The organism is Bradyrhizobium sp. WSM1253 (assembly GCF_000244935.1).
GTDB classification, from domain to species: Bacteria; Pseudomonadota; Alphaproteobacteria; order Rhizobiales; family Xanthobacteraceae; genus Bradyrhizobium; species Bradyrhizobium canariense.
Map to the genome: position 1 here is coordinate 1,954,904 of NZ_JH600073.1, position 17,070 is coordinate 1,971,973.

At 63.3% G+C, this 17,070-nt stretch carries 17 protein-coding genes; 8 read left to right on the forward strand and 9 right to left on the reverse strand.

The window, feature by feature from the left end; genetic code table 11:
- The first annotated feature begins 43 nt into the window (after positions 1–43).
- On the forward strand, positions 44–1,780 hold the full coding sequence (locus BRA1253DRAFT_RS10930; RefSeq protein ID WP_035993136.1) for a bifunctional protein-serine/threonine kinase/phosphatase: 1,737 nt from the start codon (positions 44–46) through the stop codon (positions 1,778–1,780).
- A 24-nt stretch (positions 1,781–1,804) separates the two neighbouring features.
- On the opposite strand, the gene BRA1253DRAFT_RS10935 is transcribed toward BRA1253DRAFT_RS10930, so the two are convergent.
- Together BRA1253DRAFT_RS10935 and BRA1253DRAFT_RS10940 are read right to left on the reverse strand one after the other, a co-directional pair.
- Positions 1,805–2,479 (reverse strand): NAD(P)-dependent oxidoreductase, encoded by a 675-nt coding sequence (locus BRA1253DRAFT_RS10935; protein ID WP_007593959.1) that lies wholly within the window; start codon positions 2,477–2,479, stop codon positions 1,805–1,807.
- Between the two features lie 42 nt (positions 2,480–2,521).
- A complete protein-coding gene (locus BRA1253DRAFT_RS10940) occupies positions 2,522–3,391 on the reverse strand; it encodes an SDR family oxidoreductase (protein ID WP_007593960.1) in 870 nt (289 codons plus the stop codon).
- 104 nt (positions 3,392–3,495) lie between these two features.
- On the opposite strand from BRA1253DRAFT_RS10940, the gene BRA1253DRAFT_RS10945 reads away from it, so the two are divergent.
- Positions 3,496–4,389: a LysR family transcriptional regulator gene (locus BRA1253DRAFT_RS10945; RefSeq protein WP_007593961.1), complete on the forward strand. Its 894-nt coding sequence runs from the start codon at positions 3,496–3,498 to the stop codon at positions 4,387–4,389.
- A gap of 30 nt (positions 4,390–4,419) precedes the next feature.
- Here BRA1253DRAFT_RS10945 and BRA1253DRAFT_RS10950 read toward each other — a convergent pair whose 3' ends face one another.
- Positions 4,420–5,337: an intradiol ring-cleavage dioxygenase gene (locus BRA1253DRAFT_RS10950; RefSeq protein WP_007593962.1), complete on the reverse strand. Its 918-nt coding sequence runs from the start codon at positions 5,335–5,337 to the stop codon at positions 4,420–4,422.
- Between the two features lie 162 nt (positions 5,338–5,499).
- On the opposite strand from BRA1253DRAFT_RS10950, the gene BRA1253DRAFT_RS10955 reads away from it, so the two are divergent.
- Complete coding sequence (locus BRA1253DRAFT_RS10955) at positions 5,500–6,774, forward strand: serine hydrolase (protein ID WP_007593963.1); 1,275 nt, start codon at positions 5,500–5,502, stop codon at positions 6,772–6,774.
- A gap of 48 nt (positions 6,775–6,822) precedes the next feature.
- Here BRA1253DRAFT_RS10955 and BRA1253DRAFT_RS10960 read toward each other — a convergent pair whose 3' ends face one another.
- The 4 genes from BRA1253DRAFT_RS10960 to BRA1253DRAFT_RS10975 all read right to left on the reverse strand — a co-directional run bounded on the left by BRA1253DRAFT_RS10960 (position 6,823) and on the right by BRA1253DRAFT_RS10975 (position 10,325).
- Entirely contained in the window at positions 6,823–8,142 is a 1,320-nt protein-coding gene (locus BRA1253DRAFT_RS10960; RefSeq protein WP_007593964.1) for a TRAP transporter large permease, read from the reverse strand.
- On the reverse strand, positions 8,139–8,654 hold the full coding sequence (locus BRA1253DRAFT_RS10965) for a TRAP transporter small permease (RefSeq protein ID WP_007593965.1): 516 nt from the start codon (positions 8,652–8,654) through the stop codon (positions 8,139–8,141). The genes BRA1253DRAFT_RS10960 and BRA1253DRAFT_RS10965 overlap by 4 nt, the downstream gene beginning before the upstream one ends.
- Positions 8,655–8,733: 79 nt before the next feature.
- Positions 8,734–9,732, reverse strand: coding sequence for a TRAP transporter substrate-binding protein (locus tag BRA1253DRAFT_RS10970; RefSeq protein ID WP_007593966.1), 999 nt, complete (start codon positions 9,730–9,732; stop codon positions 8,734–8,736).
- A gap of 359 nt (positions 9,733–10,091) precedes the next feature.
- Complete coding sequence (locus BRA1253DRAFT_RS10975; RefSeq protein WP_007593968.1) at positions 10,092–10,325, reverse strand: hypothetical protein; 234 nt, start codon at positions 10,323–10,325, stop codon at positions 10,092–10,094.
- A 138-nt stretch (positions 10,326–10,463) separates the two neighbouring features.
- Between BRA1253DRAFT_RS10975 and BRA1253DRAFT_RS10980 the strand changes: the two genes are divergently transcribed.
- The 3 genes from BRA1253DRAFT_RS10980 to BRA1253DRAFT_RS10990 all read left to right on the forward strand — a co-directional run bounded on the left by BRA1253DRAFT_RS10980 (position 10,464) and on the right by BRA1253DRAFT_RS10990 (position 13,758).
- Positions 10,464–10,808, forward strand: coding sequence for a DUF1236 domain-containing protein (locus BRA1253DRAFT_RS10980; RefSeq protein ID WP_007593970.1), 345 nt, complete (start codon positions 10,464–10,466; stop codon positions 10,806–10,808).
- Between the two features lie 342 nt (positions 10,809–11,150).
- On the forward strand, positions 11,151–12,608 hold the full coding sequence (locus BRA1253DRAFT_RS10985) for a sensor histidine kinase (RefSeq protein ID WP_007593972.1): 1,458 nt from the start codon (positions 11,151–11,153) through the stop codon (positions 12,606–12,608).
- A gap of 13 nt (positions 12,609–12,621) precedes the next feature.
- Positions 12,622–13,758: a mandelate racemase/muconate lactonizing enzyme family protein gene (locus BRA1253DRAFT_RS10990; RefSeq protein WP_007593975.1), complete on the forward strand. Its 1,137-nt coding sequence runs from the start codon at positions 12,622–12,624 to the stop codon at positions 13,756–13,758.
- On the opposite strand, the gene BRA1253DRAFT_RS10995 is transcribed toward BRA1253DRAFT_RS10990, so the two are convergent.
- Both BRA1253DRAFT_RS10995 and BRA1253DRAFT_RS11000 read right to left on the reverse strand, forming a co-directional pair.
- Positions 13,755–14,486, reverse strand: coding sequence for a cytochrome c biogenesis CcdA family protein (locus tag BRA1253DRAFT_RS10995; RefSeq protein ID WP_007593977.1), 732 nt, complete (start codon positions 14,484–14,486; stop codon positions 13,755–13,757). The genes BRA1253DRAFT_RS10990 and BRA1253DRAFT_RS10995 overlap by 4 nt on opposite strands.
- A 206-nt stretch (positions 14,487–14,692) precedes the next feature.
- A complete protein-coding gene (locus BRA1253DRAFT_RS11000) occupies positions 14,693–14,959 on the reverse strand; it encodes a hypothetical protein (protein ID WP_007593979.1) in 267 nt (88 codons plus the stop codon).
- A gap of 490 nt (positions 14,960–15,449) precedes the next feature.
- Here BRA1253DRAFT_RS11000 and BRA1253DRAFT_RS11005 point away from each other — a divergent pair, with 490 nt between their 5' ends.
- A complete protein-coding gene (locus BRA1253DRAFT_RS11005; protein ID WP_007593980.1) occupies positions 15,450–16,496 on the forward strand; it encodes a LysR family transcriptional regulator in 1,047 nt (348 codons plus the stop codon).
- A 29-nt stretch (positions 16,497–16,525) separates the two neighbouring features.
- Positions 16,526–16,897, forward strand: coding sequence for a helix-turn-helix domain-containing protein (locus BRA1253DRAFT_RS11010; RefSeq protein ID WP_026233304.1), 372 nt, complete (start codon positions 16,526–16,528; stop codon positions 16,895–16,897).
- Positions 16,898–17,070 lie beyond the last annotated feature (173 nt).

Sequence of the window (17,070 nt, forward strand, 5' to 3'; positions counted from 1 at the left end):
GGAGAGCCTCGCCCGATCAGGGTGAGGCTCCCCTTTGCCGGTGATGACGATGACCCGCGGACTTCAGATCTCGGTCGGCCAGCATTCCGACAAGGGTCGCAAGCCCATCAACCAGGATTTTCACGGCGTCCTCGTCCCGGACGAGCCGATGCTCAGCCTGAAGGGCATTGCGGCCGTCCTCGCCGACGGCATCTCCAGCAGCACGGTGAGCCAGATCGCCAGCGAGTCGGCGGTCAAGAGCTTCCTGATGGACTATTACTGCACGTCGGAATCCTGGACGGTGAAGACCTCCGCCCGCCGCGTGCTGGATGCGACCAATTCCTGGCTGCACGCGCAGACGCGCAAGAGCCAATATGCCTATGACCGCGACAAGGGTTATGTCTGCACGCTGAGCGCCATGGTCATCAAGGCGACCACCGCGCACATCTTCCACGTCGGCGACTGTCGCGTCTACCGCGTGGCGGGCAAGGCGCTCGAGCAGCTGACCGACGATCACCGGATCATTGTGTCCTCGGAGCAGACCTATCTCGGCCGTGCGCTCGGCATCAATCCGCAACTCGAAATCGACTACCAGAGTTTCGAGATCGAGACTGGCGACACCTTCCTGCTGGCGACCGACGGCGCCTATGAATTCGTCGACGCGCGTTTCATCACGAACGCGCTCAGCGAGCATGCAGCCGAGCTCGACGGAGCGGCGAAGGCGATCGTCGAGGAAGCCTACCGGCGCGGCAGCGACGACAACATCACGGTCCAGATCCTCCGCATCGATGCAGTGCCGCAGCGCGAGCCGGCCGGCATCTTCAACCAGACCTCCCAGCTGCCGCTTCCCCCGCTGCCGGAGCCGCGGGCGATCTTCGACGGCTACAGGATCGTCCGCGAAATCCACGCCAGCAGCCGCAGCCATATTTACCTTGCTGTCGACGCGGTGACCGAGGAGCCGGTCGCGCTGAAGCTTCCGTCGATCGATCTGCGCGACAATGCCGCCTACCTGAAGCGCTTCCTGATGGAAGAGTGGATCGCGCGCCGGATCGACAGCCCGCATGTGCTGAAGCCGTTGTCGCAGTCGAAACGGCGTGGCTATCTCTATGTCGCGACCGAATTCGTCGAAGGTCAGACCTTGCGGCAATGGATGACAGACAATCCGCGCCCCGATCTCGAAACCGTCCGCGGACTGGTCGAGCAGATCGCCGCGGGCCTGCGCGCCTTCCACCGCATGGAGATGCTGCATCAGGACTTGAGGCCCGACAACATCCTGATCGACAAGACCGGCACCGCGAAGATCATCGACTTCGGATCGGTGAAGGTGGCAGGCGTCGCGGAGGCAGCGCCACAGGACGAGGCCGACGAAATTTTGGGAACGGTCCAGTACACGGCGCCGGAATATTTTCTTGGGCAAGTCGGTTCGCCGCGCTCCGACATGTTTTCGCTGGCCGTGATCTGCTACCAGATGCTGACGGGAAAGCTTCCCTATGGCACGCAAATCGCCAGGATCCGGCGCAAGGCGGACGTGCGGAGGCTCAAATATCGCCCGGCCGACGACAACAGCAACGTGCCTGCCTGGGTCGACGGCGCGCTCAGACGTGCGCTCCATCCGGATCCCTACAAGCGGCACGAGGATCTGTCCGAATTCGTCTTCGAGCTTCGCACGCCCAATCCGGCCTATCTCGACACGCGGATCACGCCGCTTTTGGAGCGCAGCCCGCTGATGTTCTGGAAATTGACCACGGCGGCGCTCGCCTGCGTCGTCGTGGTCCTGCTTGCGATGTTGCACGCGCGCTGATCAGGGGTTTAGCCACGCAAAGCGTCACCACGTGATCAGCGGAGACCGATGCAGCCAGGTATCGGCGCGCACTTGATCCAGCACGAATGTCGCAACGTCCTCGCGCGCGATGCTGCCACCATGGAAGCCCGAAAGATCCGTCAGCGCCCGGACCGAGCCGCGGCCGGGCTTGTTATTGAGGATCGAGGGGCGAACCAAAATCCAGTCCAGCCCGCTGTCTCTGACGATCGCCTCCTGCCGGTTCTTGTCGGCGTACACCTTCTTCAGGAGAAGCGGAAAGATCACGTTGTCGGCGACAAAGCCGCCGTGCCCGGCACTGTCGCCGGCGCCCATCCCCGTGATGCAAACCAGCCGCGAGACCTGCTCGGCCTTCATCGCGCTCACGAGCGCGCGCGTCGCGGTCGAGAGCAGCGTCACCTCGCGGAACGGACTTACCGGTGTACCCAGCGCACTGACCACGGCGTCACGGCCTTTGAGGGCTTCGCGCAGGGCTGCTTCATCGCGTGCATCTCCGACGATGAGCTTCGCCCCCCTGATGTCACTTGCCTTGCCGGCGGAGCGCACCAGCACGGTGACGTCGTGCCCTCGCGCCACCGCCTGGTTGACGATCAGGCGACCGGTGGCACCAGTCGCTCCAAGCAGCAATATCTTCGTTGCGCCTTCCGGATCCGCCGGAACGGTGGCGGTTGAAGAGATCATGATAGGATTCCTCGTGTCGTGATTGGGAATGCGCCCCTGCCGTCAGGCAGTGGCCGCGATCTCGGAGACGAAGTCGCGATAGGATCGCAGCGGACGGCCCAACAGCGCGGTCAGACGCTCGACGTCGCCGGCTTCCGGGATCATTCCCTCGGTGAGGAAACGCTCGCTCATCAGCCGCATGTCGAAAGCCATCCAGCTCGGCATGAACTGCCGGAGATTCTTCTCGAAGCCGGCGGTATCGTCACCGGGATAGGCGATCGTGCGGCCCAGCACCTCCGACCAGACGGCGGCGGCTTTCGCGCCGGTGAGCGTATCAGGACCGACGAGATTGATGCGCGTGAGCGGAAGCGGTGTTGCGGCGCGCTCACGACGGACGAGCTCGATGGCCGCGATCTCGCCGATGTCGCGCGCATCGATCATGGCGAGCCCCCTGCTCCCGATCGGCATCGGATAGATGCCGTATCCGGTCACCACGTCCTTGATCGTGACGTCGTTGTTCATGAAGTACGCCGGGCGCAGGATGGTGGCGTTGAAGCCCATCTGCTCGATCATCCGCTCGACGCCGAACTTGCCGGCAAAGTGCGGGACGTTCACGTAGCGATCGCTGTGGATCACCGAGAGGTAGACGACCCGCTCGACGCCAGCCTCGCGGGCCAGGTTGAGCGCGATCAGTGCCTGGGTGAATTCATCCGGCACCACTGCATTGAGCAGGAACAGGGTCGAGACGCCCTTGAATGCGCTGCGGATCGAGTCGACGTCGAGCAGATCGCCCTGCACGACGGTGACGCCTGCCGGGAGGTTTGCCTTGGCAGGATCGCGCGCAAGAGCGCGGACATCGGCGCCGCGCTTGACGAGCTGTTCGACGACATGGCGGCCGACGGTGCCGGTTGCGCCGGTAACGAGGATGGTCATGGGGATCACTCCGGGGTTGGGGTCAGAAGACATCCCGGAAATTACTGATCCACATTCGGACCGATAGCCGCTATATCTGGACAGACTGTCTCACTGGTGGAACAATGGACCTGCTCGCACTCGCCGATTTCAATCTCGTTGCCCGGCACGGCGGGTTCGGCCGGGCCGCACGCGCCGCCGGACGCCCGAAAGCCACCCTGTCCCGGCGGGTCGCGGAGCTGGAAGCCGCGCTCGACCTGCGCCTGTTCGAACGGGGAGCGCGCACCCTGAAACTCACGCAGGAAGGACGCGCCCTTTACGAGCGGACGGGGGCCTTGCTCACCGAGCTCGACGAGACGGCGACAGCGATCGCCTCGGGTGGAGACAGGCCGCGCGGCAGCTTGCGGATCAGCGCGCCTATGCTGTTCTCGCAGACTGCAATGGGAAATCTCGCGGCCGGGTTCGCGCTCAGATATCCGGAGATCCGTCTTGAGGTCACGACGGAAGATCGCTCCGTCGACATGGTGGAGGAAGGGTATGATCTGGTGATCCGGGTCAATCCCGATCCGGATGAAAACCTGGTCGGACGAATCTTCTTGCGCGATCGGCTGGTGGTGGTGGCGAGCCCTGACCTCGAACGACCGCGGGACGGAATCGCCGTGCCGGCCGTCATGCGCGGCGCGGGCGATCAGCTAACAAGCTGGGACGTGACAACGCCAGGCGGACAATCGCGCATTGCGATTGATCCAGTCCTCCGCCTGTCGTCGCTCATCATGGTCCGCGATGCGGTCCGGGCCGGCGTCGGCGCTACGCGCCTGCCAGTGTCACTGGTCAGTCACGACCTCGCTGCGGGCACGCTGGTGCTTTGGGGCGATATCGAGGGACCGGAGATCGCGCTGTGGACGCTTTATCCATCACGCCGGCTCCTGAGTGCGCGCGTATCCGCCTTCCTCGACTTCATGAAAGAAGCCTTTCCGATGGGGACGCCTGACGAGCTGGCGGCCTTTATCGGGAGATGAGAGGGCGGCGCGTGCTCTCGCGCCTGACGGTCAGGCCGGCTCCTCCGCCTTCATCCCCAGCGGCTTGGGCGCCATGCCGCCGCCGGGCTTGAGGTGGAATTCGTAGGTCATCAGGTGCCACTGCCCGCTTGCCCTGGAGCCGTCGGGCATCTCCGGGTCGCTGCGCGGCTCGACCTTGGCGACGAGGTCGTCCTTCACGCCGAACACCACGTCGGAATCCAGATATTTGTCGCCGTCCATAAAGACGTGGGTGATCAGCGGCTCGTAGCCCTTGGCATTGACCAGGAAGTGCACATGCGCCGGGCGCATCGGGTGGCGGTTGGTCTGCACGATCATCTCGCCGACCGGGCCGTCAGTCGGGATCGGGTAGCTGCAAGGCAGGATGGTGCGGAAGAAAAAGCGGCCATCGCTATCGGTGATGAAGCGCGCCCGCGCCGAGGCGCCGACCTCATCATAGTTCGGCTTCTGCGAGTCGTAGAAGCCGTCATCGTCGGCGTGCCAGACGTCAACGGGGACATTCGCGAGCGGCTTGCCCTTGAGATCGGTGACACGGCTCTGCACGAACATCCGTTCGCCGGTCTGATTGTTCGGAGAGATGTCGGTGCCGTGCGCCGTCACCTTGTGCTCGCCGACATAGAACGGCCCGAGCACGGTGGTCTGGGTAGCGCCCTCGCGCTCGCGATGGTTGACCGCGTCGACCAACATGGAGACGCCGAGCACGTCGGACAGGAGGATGAATTCCTGCCGGGTGTCCGTGCATTTCTGGCCGGTGCGGGTCAGGAAATCGATGGCGTATTCCCACTCCTCAAAGGTGAGGCCGGTCTTGCTCACGTAATCGTGCAGCGACTTCACCAATTCCTGGAGCAGGAATTTCGCGCGCGGGTCGGGTGTCTGGTCAAAGCTCCGGACGACGGCTTCAGTGAGTTCGGTCTCGTTGAACTGGGTCATGGTGCGTTTGCCCTGGTTTTTTCGTTGGCCCGGGTGGGCTCCTTGGAGGCGTTCCAGGGCGCAGCCTACACCAGTCGGGCCGGCTGCGTTAAGCGCAGCCGGCTTGGAAAGAGGTCGCCATTTCGGCTATCACCTTTCCGATAAAATGCCCCGGAGGAACTGATGCTCGCCCCTACCCCCGCCTCGCCCGAATCCGTCGGTATGTCCAAGTCCGCGCTCGACCGTATCGATGCGCATCTGAAGAGCCGGTACATCGATGCCGGTCGCTTCCCGGGCACGCATCTCCTGGTCTATCGCCGTGGCAAGGTCGCCCACAGCTCTCTGCAGGGCTTTGCCGATATCGAGCGCAAGGCGCCGGTCAAGGACGACACCATCTACCGCATCTATTCCATGACCAAGCCGCTCACCAGCGTCGCCTTCATGATGCTGGTCGAGCAAGGCCTCGTCGCGATCGATGAGCCGGTCGCCAAGTACATTCCGGAATGGAAGGATCTCGGCGTGTTCGTCGCCGGCACCGCGCCGTCCTTCCTGACCCGGCCGCCGTCGCGGCCGATGCTGATCGTCGACCTCCTGCGCCACACCTCCGGCCTCACCTATGGCTTCCAGCAGCGCTCGAATGTCGATGCCGCCTACCGCGCTGAAAAGATCGGCGAGGTCGAGAAATCAGGCACGCTGCAGACCATGATCGAGAGCCTCGCGAAAATCCCGCTGGAGTTCTCGCCGGGCGAGGCCTGGAACTACTCGGTTTCGACCGACGTGATCGGTTACCTCGTCGGCAAGATCTCCGGGATCCCCTTCGAGCAGTTCCTGAAACAACGCATCCTCGATCCACTCGGCATGACCGACACTGATTTCCACGTGCCTGCTTCCAAGGCCCACCGGTTCGCCGCCTGTTACTCGGCCGACCCGGGCGGCGGCATGACCTTCCATGCCGGCCAGCGGCGCGAGGGACTGACATTACAGGACGATCCAACCAAGAGCTCGTTCCTGTCACCGCCGTCCTTCATCTCGGGCGGCGGCGGGCTGTGCTCGACGACGGCCGACTATCTCACCTTCTGCCGTGCGCTGCTCAATGGCGGCGAGCTCGGCGGCGTCAGGCTGATCGGGCCGAAGACGCTGGCATTGATGACGACCAACCACATTCCCGGCGGGCGCTTTCTCCCCGAGGTGTCGCGCTCGCTGTTCTCCGAAGCGACCTACAACGGCATCGGTTTCGGCCTCGGCTTCGCCGTGACCATGCGCCCGGCCGAGACACTGGTCGCCGGCAGCCCCGGTGAATACAATTGGGGCGGCGCGGCCACGACGTCGTTCTGGATCGACCCGGCGGAGGAGCTGATCACCATCTTCATGACGCAGGTGCTGCCATCCAGCGCCTACCCGCTCCGGCGCGAGCTGCGCAGCATGGTCTACGCCGCGATCACCGAGAGCAATCTCTAGACAAAATCACCGATCCCGCGGCATCAGAACCGCGGGATCAAGCCCCGTTCATTTCAACATCTCCGGCACGATCAGGCGCGGCAGGAACAGCGAAACGCTCGGCCAGATGATGACCGCCGCCAGCACGAGCAGCATCGGAATCAGCATGATCACCGTGTCCTTGAGCGCATAGCGCAACCGCACCCCGGCGATCGAGCAGGCGATCATCAGGCACAGGCCATAGGGCGGCGTCACCAGCCCGAAGGCCAGCGAGACGATCGATATGATCGCAAACTGCACCGGATGAAGGTCCACCGATTTCGCCAGCGGTTCGAGAACGGTGCCGACGATGATGATCGCCGGAATGGCGTCGAGGAAGCAGCCCACCACCAGAAAGCAGAACGCGATGAAGAAGCCGGCCCCGATCGCACCCATGCCCCAGGTCGAGACGTTGGCCAGCAATTCCTGCGGAATCCTGTAGTAGGCCAGCAGCCAGCCGAACGCGCTGGCGGTGCCCACGCAGAACAGCGCGACACCCGCGAGACGGCCGGTGTCGAGCAAAGCCTTGTAGAGTTCGCGCGCGCCGGTTTCACGGTAAAAGAATGTCGATAGCGCCACGGAATAAAGCACCGCGACGCAGGCGGATTCGGTCGCGGTGAACCACCCCAGCAGGATGCCGCCGACGATGATGAACGGCGTCAGCAGCGCCGGTATCGAGCGCCAGATGGCGCAGCACATCTCCCTCCAGGTGTCCTTCGGATAGGTCGGATAACCACGCCGCACGGCATAGACATGCACTGTTGCCATCTGCGCGCCGGCGATCAGCAAGCCCGGCACGATGCCCGCGAGATACATCGCGGCGATCGAAGTCGAGATCAGTCCGCCCCACACGATCATCAGGATCGAGGGCGGGATGATGACGGCGAGCACGGCCGACACCGCTGTAATGGCGATGGAGAACGAGAGGTCGTAACCCTCTTTGGTCTGGGCATCGATGAATATCTTGGACTGGCTCGCCGCGTCCGCGGTGGAGGAGCCGGAGATGCCGGCAAAGAACACCGACAGCACGACGTTGATCTGCGCCAGCGACCCCGGCCAGTGCCCGACCATCGAGCGCGACAACGCCACCAGGCGATCGGTGATGCCGCCAATGCTCATCAAATTGGCGGTGAGCAGGAAGAACGGCACCGCCAGCAGGATGAACGAATTGTAGGCGTTGAAGGTTTCCTGCGCGAGCGTCATCAGCGACAGATGCGGTTCGATCAGCAGGATCGGCACGCAGGCCAGACCAAGCGCGAAGGCGACCGGCACGCGTATGATGAGCAGGCCAACGAAAGTACCGAACAGGACCATCGCGGCCTGCCCGGCAGAAAGAACATTGCCGCTCATTGATTTGCCCCAACCAGAATCCGGATCTCGTCGACAATCTGTTCACCGGCGAACACGATCCAGGTCACGCCGGCAACCGGCCAGGCGACGTGGATCAGCCAAAGCGGCAGATCGGCCAGCTCCGAAGTTCTGTTCCAGGCAAAGCGGGTGAACTCGATGCCGGCGGATACGAACACCAGCGCCAGCACCAGCACGCCGAGCCGCGCAAGAATCCGCACCAAGGCTTCGCTTCGGCGTGACAGGTCAGGCCAGACGTCGACTTCAAAATGCTGCGACTCTCTGATGCCGACCATGGCGCCGATCATGATCGTCCAGATGAACATGAACCGCGCCATCTCCTCGGTCCAGATGTAGGACGGAATCAAAGGCGTGTAGCGCGAGATGATCTGCAACGTGACTGGAATGACCAGAAGGCCGACAGAGGCGGCGAGCAGGATTTCCAGCAGTTTTGCATAGGCCGCCGTTGCTCGGCGCCATGGCGACGGGTTCGGCGGCATCGATATTTCGGTCATTACGACTCCGGGGGATCATAATCACGCAATGGGGCAAGCCGTCTGGCTTGCCCCGCTGTCGCGTGGGCGGCGACAGTTCTCAGACGACGTTGATCTTCTCGAAAATGCCTTCCGCGCCGATTTCCTTGGCGTAGGTGGCCATCACGGGATCGGCGAGCTTTTTCATGGCGTCCCGCTCCTCGAACGGGACCCGCTTGAGCTTGCCAGCCTTTTCCAGCGTGTCGAGCTTGACGACCTCTTCGCTCGACTCCAGCTGACGGCCGTAGTCGCCGGCCTCCTTGCCGGCCTTCATGATCGCGTCCTGCAAATCCTTCGGCAGGGTTTTCAGCGTCTTCACCGAGAAGCAGATCGGCCGGATCGACACGGCGTGCTGGGTCAGGTTGAGATGCGGAGCCACTTCGTAGAACTTCATCGCCTCGACGCCGGCCGCCTCGTTCTCCCCGGCCGCTATCACGCCGTTCTGGATCGCGTTGTAGATTTCGTTATAGGCGATCACCGTCGGGCTCATGCCCACGGCCGCAAAGGTCTTGGACCAGATCGGCGCGCCCTGCACGCGCACCTTGAGTCCCCTAAGGTCGGCAAGAGTCTTGAGCGGCTTGTTGGCGAAGATATTGCGGATGCCACCGCCGGAATAGCCGATCAGAACGACCTCGGCCTTGGCCGCGACTTCGTCAGCGATCGGCGCCAGGATATTGGCTTCGACGACCTTGTTCATGTGTTCGATGCCCTTGAACACGAAGGGCGCGTCGATGAACGGAGCCGCCTTGGCGAAGGTCGACATGTGAGCCGGCGAGACGATGCCGTAATCGACGGCTTTGCCCTGCGACATGTACTCGAAATACTGCTTTTCGAGGCCAAGCGAGGAATTCCTGTGCAGCGTGAAGTTGACTGGCTTGCCGTAATACTTCTTCACCAGCTCTTCGAACCGGAGCAGGGCCCGGTTAAAGGCGTGGTCGTCGTTGAACTGGACCGCGCCGTTCAGCGTGATCGGCGACTGTGCCCTGACGATTGACGGCATGCCAATCGCGGCCGCCGCAGTGGTCGCACCGATCCCAGCGAGAAATGATCTTCGCTTCATCGTCTCCCCTCCCTTTGATGCTCCGGCCCTGTCGCCGGGCCGTGAGCGCAGCCGGTATGCGGCTTGCGAGAGGGAAGCGTATGGAAAACGTCGGCGGGACGGAAGTCATTTCGCGTGCGCGGGAGGTCCTCTTCGTCGCAGGGCCACTCTTCGCGCGAACTGTTGCACTGCAACTTGCGCTCCTGGCGACGCGTGGCAGGCTGAGGGGAGACAGGCTTGCGGACCTGTGCGCTGCACGCACAGATCCGCTCGCCTTCCACTGTGCTTTAATGCAAATGGCCGATCAGATAGATGCCGCCGCCGATCACCAGCACGGCAGGAACGGCCCAGAGAATCAGAACTGGCATTTGTCATCCTCCTCAGTTCGACGTGCAGACCTTGACGGTCTTCATGCCGCTTTCAGCCTCGGTGCGCGACTTGTAGATCGTGCCCGACGGGCTGACGACGGTCATGGACGTGTCCGTCGGCCTCTTGTCGACGATCGTGCACTTCTTGGTCTTGACGTCCTGCACGACATAGAACTCGTCGGCAGCGAACGCCGGCAGGGAAAACGCGGCAAGCATCAGTGCTGCAGTTACTATCTTCAACTTCATTGGTCGTCCTCCTCCAGAACCCGAGCCGTTCAGCCCGGTCATCTACAAACGGGAAAAAATGGTAATTGGTTCCCAGAGCCGGGAACGCTGTCGGCGATGAGGGGTTGTTGCGGCGCATATTCGAATGAGGAGAACGAGATGAAGAAGTTGTTCCTGCTTTCCGCCGCCGCGGTCCTGATTTCGACCGGTGCTTTCGCGCAATCGACCGTCGTAACGACGACCGGAACCGGTCACGCGGCGGCCGTTCAGATCGAGCCGCAATACCGGACCAGGATCAAATCCTACGTCACCGAGCATCGCATTCGCCCGGTCACGACGAAGGAGAAGATTATCGTCGGCGCGAAGGTGCCGAGCGACGTCGAGCTCGAGGCCGTTCCGGCCGACTGGGGCCCGTCCCTCACGAAGTATCGCTACGTCTACTCCGGCGATCGCGTGATGCTCGTCGATCCCGGCTCGCGTACGGTCGTTCAGGAAATTGATTGATCCAGGTGTAAGGGGGCCGCCTTGAAGGCGGCCTCCCTCTCTGGGAGTTGACGTTATGAGATCGCATCGAGAGGCCCGGATCGCCGGGCTCAGCCTGGCGGCCGTGTACGCCATGTGCCTGCTACTAACCGCAATCAGCATGAGCTGAGGCACAGCCGCCGACTGCGATGCAAAATCTTCTGGGCGGCTCGTCCGGACGCGAAAATTATGGCGCGGCGCAAATCCCGCCCCTATGGTCTCCCAAAATCATAAATCCGGCGCTCCCTTGCGCTGGAACCGGGACGCCCGCGTTTGTCAAAGCTCACTTTGCCGGTCCGGCTCGCTCTTCTGGTCACGGGAACGATGTTGCCGCTGATCGTCTTCGCGGTCGGTATTGCCGTCTACAATTACAAGCAGGACCGCAACGACGCGACCCGCCGCGTGCTGGAGAACGTGCGCAGCATGCGCCTCGTGCTGGACTCCGAGGTGCAGCGGATGACCGGCGGCCTGCAAGTGCTTGCGCTGACCAATTCGCTGCGCAATGACGACTTCCAGAGCTTCCGCCGCATGGCCCTCGGCTTCGTCGACCAATATGGCAAGGGCGGCCTGGTGCTGATCTCCGATCGCAAAGGCCGGCTGTTGTTTTCCTCCGCGACCGAGGACACCGCAAGCCTGCCGCCGCGCGGTCATCTCGAGATCATCGAGAAGGTGTTTGCGACCAGGTCGCCGCAATATTCCGACCTGTTCACCGGCGCGATCAACGGCCGACAGGTGCTTACGGTCGAGGTTCCGGTGCTCCGCGATGGCGAGGTGATCTACGACCTCTGCTTCAGTCCGCCGGTCAGCACCTTTCAGGACCTGGTCGAGAAGCAACGGCCCGACCAGAACTGGACGGTTTCCTTGCTCGACACCAAGGCTTTCGTGTTCGCGCGCACGCCGAACCCTACGGAGACGTTCGGCAAACGGGCTACCGGCACGCTGTATGAGAGTATATTGCGCACACCGGAGGCCGCACTCTCGACCGTTTCGCTCGATGGTGTTGCGTTGTCCACCGTCTATACGAGGTCGCGGCTCACTGGCTGGACCATCGTGGCCGGCGTCGCCGAGAGCTCGCTGATCGCTCCGCTCTGGCGCAACATCGCGATCACCAGTTTTATCGGCGGCATCCTGCTGCTGACCGGCCTGACCTTCGCGGTCAGGATGGCGACCACGATCGCGCGCGGCGAGATGCTGCACGATCTCCTGATCGACGAGCTCAACCATCGCGTCAAGAACACGCTCGCCTTGATGCAGGCGATCGCGGTGCAGACCTTCCGCAGCGCCAGCCGGGACGAGCGGACGAAGTTCGAGGGGCGGCTCGGCGCGCTGGCCGAAGCGCACAATTTGTTGAGCCAGGAAAAATGGGCGGGCTCCGAGCTGCGGGACGTGATCACCCGCGCGCTCCAGCCGTTCCTGCTGAACAATCCAGAGCGCATCCGCATGGCCGGACCCGCAGTGCCGCTGTCGCCGCGGCTCGCCGTGGTGCTGTCGATGATCGTGCACGAGATCGCCACCAACGCTGCAAAGTACGGCGCGCTGTCCAATGAGACCGGCCGGGTGACGCTGGAGTGGGAGGTCGTTGCCGAGGCGCCGAAGCCGCGGCTCCGCCTGATCTGGACCGAGATCGGCGGACCGCCGGTGACGGCGCCGGTGCAACGCGGCTTCGGCTCACGCCTGATCGAACGCAGCGCGCGCGACCAGCTCGGCGGCGAGGCAACGGTCGACTTCCTGCCGCGCGGCGTGGTCTGCACGGTGATTTGCGCGCTGGATGAGGCGCGATGAACGGAGGCCGGCAATGAAGATCACAAGCGTTCGCACGCACATCCTCGAAGCAAAGCTGTCGCAGCCCTTCGCCTATTCGCGCGCCTGGTACGACACGCGCACCGCGATGCTGGTCGAAATCGAGACTGACGACGGCCTTGTCGGCTGGGGTGAATGCTACGGCCCGGCACGAATGACGGCGGCGGTGGTTCGCAACATCGAGCCATGGCTGATCGGCGAAGATCCGTTGCGCACCGACGTGCTGTGGCAGATGGTCTATGCGCGCTTGCGCGATCATGGCCAGAAGGGCGTCGTGATCCAGGGGATGAGCGGCATCGACATCGCGTTATGGGACATCAAGGGCAAGCATTTTGGCGTACCCGTGCATCAGCTTCTCGGCGGTGCCGCGCGCAAGCAGGTTGTGGCCTATGCGACCGGTCTCTACCGGCGCAAGTCAGGCGATCCGCTGACCTATCTGCCGGAGGAAGCGGCCGGTTATGCCGCCGAAGGATTCCGCGCCGTGAAGCTGAAGGTCGGTTTCGGCATCGCCGAGGATGCCGCAGTCACCCGCGCGGTGCGCGAGGCGATCGGCGCCGATGTCGCGCTGATGGTCGATGCGAACCACGCCTATGACGCGGTCGCGGCGATCCGGCTCGGCCGCCTGATCGAGCGCCATGACATCGGATGGTTCGAGGAGCCGGTGCCGCCGGAGGATGTCGCGGGCTATCGCGCGGTGAAATCCGCGCTCACGATTCCGGTCGCCGGCGGCGAGTGCGAATTCACGCGCTTCGGCTTTCGCGAGCTGTTCGTCTCGCACGCACTTGACATCGCCCAGCCCGACAGCTGCGCGGCAGGTGGTTTGAGTGAATGCAAGAAGATCGCCGACATGAGCGAGGCGTTCGGCATCCGCTACAATCCGCATGTCTGGGGCACCGGCATCGCGATCGCGGCCTCGCTTCAGCTCCTCGCCGTGCTGCCGTCGCACACGCCGACTTCGCTGTCCTCGCTCGAGCCGATGCTTGAATTCGACCGCACCGAACATCCGATCCGGCAGGCGATTTTGAAGGAACCGATCGAGCATGAGAGAGGCGTCGTGCGGGTGCCCGAGGGGCCTGGCCTCGGCATCGAGATCGACCGCGAGGCGCTGGCGCGCTTTGCGGCGGAGGCCTAGCCGATCGTCTGCAACGCCGGAAACGTCTCCAGCAGCCAGATGCTCACGTTCGAGACCGCGCCGGTGAGGAATCCAATGCCGGTAATCACCATCAGGACGCCCATGGCGCGCTCGACATTGACGAGATGGCCCTTCATGCGCGCGAACAGGGTGGAAAATTGCTCGATCATCAGGGCCGCGATCAGGAAGGGAATGCCGAGGCCGGCCGAATAGACCGCGAGCAGGCCGGCACCCTTCGTCACCGTGGCTTCGGCCGCGGCGACCGAGAGGATCGCGGCGAGGATCGGGCCGATGCAGGGCGTCCAGCCAAAGGCAAAGGCCAGCCCCATCACATAAGCGCCCCAGAGGCCAACGGGCTTGGGCGCGGTCAAGCGTCCCTCGCGCATCAACAGGCCGATGCGCGTCAGGCCGAGGAAGTGCAGGCCCATGACGATGATAACGATGCCGGCGAGGATCGAGAGTTCGGCCGACCAGGCGCGGATCAGTCCGCCGATCAGAGAGGCGCTGGCGCCGAGCGCCACGAACACCGTGGAGAAGCCGAGCACGAACAGGAGCGCCGACATCATGATGGCGCGCTTGGAGGTCGAAGCGGGCTCGTTGCTTTCGACATGCTCGATCGTCGCGCCCGTCAGATAGATCAGGTAGGGCGGAACCAGCGGCAGGACGCAAGGGGAGAGGAAGCTGACGAGGCCGGCAATCAGCGCCGCCGGGATCGAAACGTTTTGCATGATGCAGTCGGAGCCATCTCAGGCCCCGGTGCGGCGCGCGGGGAATGCGCGCGGCCCGGAGCCGAACCGGCTCTGGTGTAGCCGATGCCAGCGAATGCGCAACAGAGGCGCACAAAACCAGGGCTCCTCCCGATGCCGTCTGTGATCACAGATGCGGCATCGGGACACGCACAAATCTCGCCAAAAAGCGAAACTCGGCGGCGCGGCTACTTCACCACGCGGAGCAGCGGACGCCGGGGCTGGTCCTGCGTCTGCTTGGAGGGGGGCTGCGGTTCGTTCGTGGCCGTCCGCAGCATTTCGTCGCACAGTGCCTTGAGATCGGCACTGTCAATTCCTTTGAGTTTCATCCGCACGTCCAGGATGACAATGGACAGCAGCTCGGCCGACTCGCGGCTGTTGCTCTCGTTGAGCACCCTGCGGCACTCTTCGAGCGTTTCCAGCACCGACTGCAACTGTTCGTCTGAATGCGACACGGCGTTCTTTCCGCTAATTCGGCCTGTGAGACGTGGTTGTGACGACCCTTTTGGCCCCCATGGAGCGTTGAGGATAACACGAGGCCGCTGCGCCCCCGAACAGGATTTCAGTGTGTTTCTGCCTTGAAACCGCGGTTCCCGCGCGTATCGCGTCGCCCCGCCGACCGTCGTCGAAACGCTCAGTCGTAAAACGCCTGGCGTGCTGCAATTGATCCATCGCGGAACGCGGCGCCGGGTCTCGCCCATGGACGTTCATCGCGGACAGCGCCGACGATCCCGCAGCCATGTCACGGCTCACAACGGAACTCACGCCACACCCCTCATACGGGCGATGGCTTGCCCGATTCCCAGCCCTTGTTCCCAGCCCTGGCAGCACCGGAATACCACCTGCGGCGTAGTAAGGATGACGTTCAAAACTCGTCGTTCCCCAACCCGCAGTGGTTGTGGTTTGCGCCAGATTCTGCCAGTTTAGCGACCCGAAGGGACTTGTATGCACTCCTTGGCGGAAAGGGGCGTTCCACTGCAGGAACGCCCAAAGACAAACATCAGCGGCCTGTCGGACTGGGATGCGGCGCGCATTTTCCTGGAAGTCGTCCGATGCGGAAGTTTCCGTTCGGCGGCCGAGCGCCTGTCGCTGTCGATCAATGCCGTCCGCCGCCGGATCGATGATTTCGAACGCCAGACCGGCACCACCCTGTTCACCCGCGACGTCCACGGCACTCATCTGACCGACGAAGGCGCGCTGGTGGTCTCCGCCGTCGAGCAAATGGAGGCGGCCGCGTTCGACGTGCTGCGCACCAGCGATTCGACGGCGAACGCCCTGTCCGGCGAGGTCCGCGTCGCCGTCACCGAGGGACTGGGCACATTCTGGCTCGCCCCGCGACTGGTCGAATTCCAGCAGGCCTTTCCGAAGATCCTGGTCGACCTGCACTGCGCGATGCGCTCGGCCGATGTCTCTCGCCATGAGGCCGATGTCGCCATTCACCTGTCGCGGCCCTCCGCGCTCGACGTCAAGCTGGTGCGCCTCGGCCGCATGCATCTGATGTTCTGGGCCTCCGAGAAATACATTTCAAAACATGGCGCGCCGCGTTCGGCGATGGAGTTGATCAAGCACCGCCTGGTGCTGCAGTTCGCCGACCAGCTCGACGCCAAGCAAACTTTCGAGAGCTTCTTCCCCGGCGTTCCGGAGCGTGACCTTCTGGTCATGAAGACCAACGTCTCAAGCGCCAATTACTGGGCGGTCGCGAATGGTGCCGGAATTGGCGTATTCCCGAGCTACGCCGTTGCGCTTGGCGGGAAGTTGATTCCACTGGAGGTCGAGCTGAACAGATCGCTGGATATCTGGTTGTCCTACCATCCTGGTAGCGGCCGGATTCCGCGAGTGCGGCACATGATTGACTGGCTGATCGAAGCCTTCAATCCGGCGCGTTTCCCGTGGTTTAAGGAAGAGTTCGTGCACCCGCATGAATTCAAGGACGAGTATATGGGCGAACCCCTGACCCACCTCTTCGGGGGGTTTTCAACCGAAGACCGATGAGAAAAAAGATGAAGACAGCGGCGAAGAGAATGAAGCAGCGCAGTGCCGGCAAGCCGGACATTGAGTTGGGCAAGCGAATCCGTCTGCGGCGCGTCGAGATGAAGGTCTCGCAGGCGGAGCTCGGCGAGAAGCTCGGCGTCAGTTTCCAGCAGGTCCAGAAGTACGAGAAGGGCGTCAATCGCGTCGGCGCGGCCCGGCTCCAGCAGATCGCCACCGCCCTCGATGTGCCGGTGACCTTCTTCTATGACGGCGACAACAAGGCGCGCGAAGTCGAGAGCCTGCTCTTCCTGGACTCGGCCTTCAGCCTCCGCCTGCTGCGCGCCTACAGCAAGATCAAGGACCAGACGGTGCAGCGTCAGCTCGTCTCTCTGATGGAATCGATCGCGGCGAACGAAGCCTGAGCCGATCGGCGTTCGCGCCTTTCCGCCCGATGTTCAATCCGCCGCGTCACGGGGACGCGGCTGGATTGGACGAGACCCGGACGAGATCTATCCGGCCCGCGCGCTCGCGCAGACTTCTCGGGGCGGCATGACCGCCCCTTTTTGTTGACCATTTTTCCCGCCGTCGCCGGCGG

Coding starts and splice junctions, on each gene's coding strand:
- BRA1253DRAFT_RS10930 (WP_035993136.1), top strand. CDS start 44: ATGACGATGACCCGCGGACTTCAGATCTCGGTCGGCCAGCATTCCGAC.
- BRA1253DRAFT_RS10935 (WP_007593959.1), bottom strand. CDS start 2,479: ATGATCTCTTCAACCGCCACCGTTCCGGCGGATCCGGAAGGCGCAACG.
- BRA1253DRAFT_RS10940 (WP_007593960.1), bottom strand. CDS start 3,391: ATGACCATCCTCGTTACCGGCGCAACCGGCACCGTCGGCCGCCATGTC.
- BRA1253DRAFT_RS10945 (WP_007593961.1), top strand. CDS start 3,496: ATGGACCTGCTCGCACTCGCCGATTTCAATCTCGTTGCCCGGCACGGC.
- BRA1253DRAFT_RS10950 (WP_007593962.1), bottom strand. CDS start 5,337: ATGACCCAGTTCAACGAGACCGAACTCACTGAAGCCGTCGTCCGGAGC.
- BRA1253DRAFT_RS10955 (WP_007593963.1), top strand. CDS start 5,500: ATGCTCGCCCCTACCCCCGCCTCGCCCGAATCCGTCGGTATGTCCAAG.
- BRA1253DRAFT_RS10960 (WP_007593964.1), bottom strand. CDS start 8,142: ATGAGCGGCAATGTTCTTTCTGCCGGGCAGGCCGCGATGGTCCTGTTC.
- BRA1253DRAFT_RS10965 (WP_007593965.1), bottom strand. CDS start 8,654: ATGACCGAAATATCGATGCCGCCGAACCCGTCGCCATGGCGCCGAGCA.
- BRA1253DRAFT_RS10970 (WP_007593966.1), bottom strand. CDS start 9,732: ATGAAGCGAAGATCATTTCTCGCTGGGATCGGTGCGACCACTGCGGCG.
- BRA1253DRAFT_RS10975 (WP_007593968.1), bottom strand. CDS start 10,325: ATGAAGTTGAAGATAGTAACTGCAGCACTGATGCTTGCCGCGTTTTCC.
- BRA1253DRAFT_RS10980 (WP_007593970.1), top strand. CDS start 10,464: ATGAAGAAGTTGTTCCTGCTTTCCGCCGCCGCGGTCCTGATTTCGACC.
- BRA1253DRAFT_RS10985 (WP_007593972.1), top strand. CDS start 11,151: ATGTTGCCGCTGATCGTCTTCGCGGTCGGTATTGCCGTCTACAATTAC.
- BRA1253DRAFT_RS10990 (WP_007593975.1), top strand. CDS start 12,622: ATGAAGATCACAAGCGTTCGCACGCACATCCTCGAAGCAAAGCTGTCG.
- BRA1253DRAFT_RS10995 (WP_007593977.1), bottom strand. CDS start 14,486: ATGCAAAACGTTTCGATCCCGGCGGCGCTGATTGCCGGCCTCGTCAGC.
- BRA1253DRAFT_RS11005 (WP_007593980.1), top strand. CDS start 15,450: ATGCACTCCTTGGCGGAAAGGGGCGTTCCACTGCAGGAACGCCCAAAG.
- BRA1253DRAFT_RS11010 (WP_026233304.1), top strand. CDS start 16,526: ATGAAGCAGCGCAGTGCCGGCAAGCCGGACATTGAGTTGGGCAAGCGA.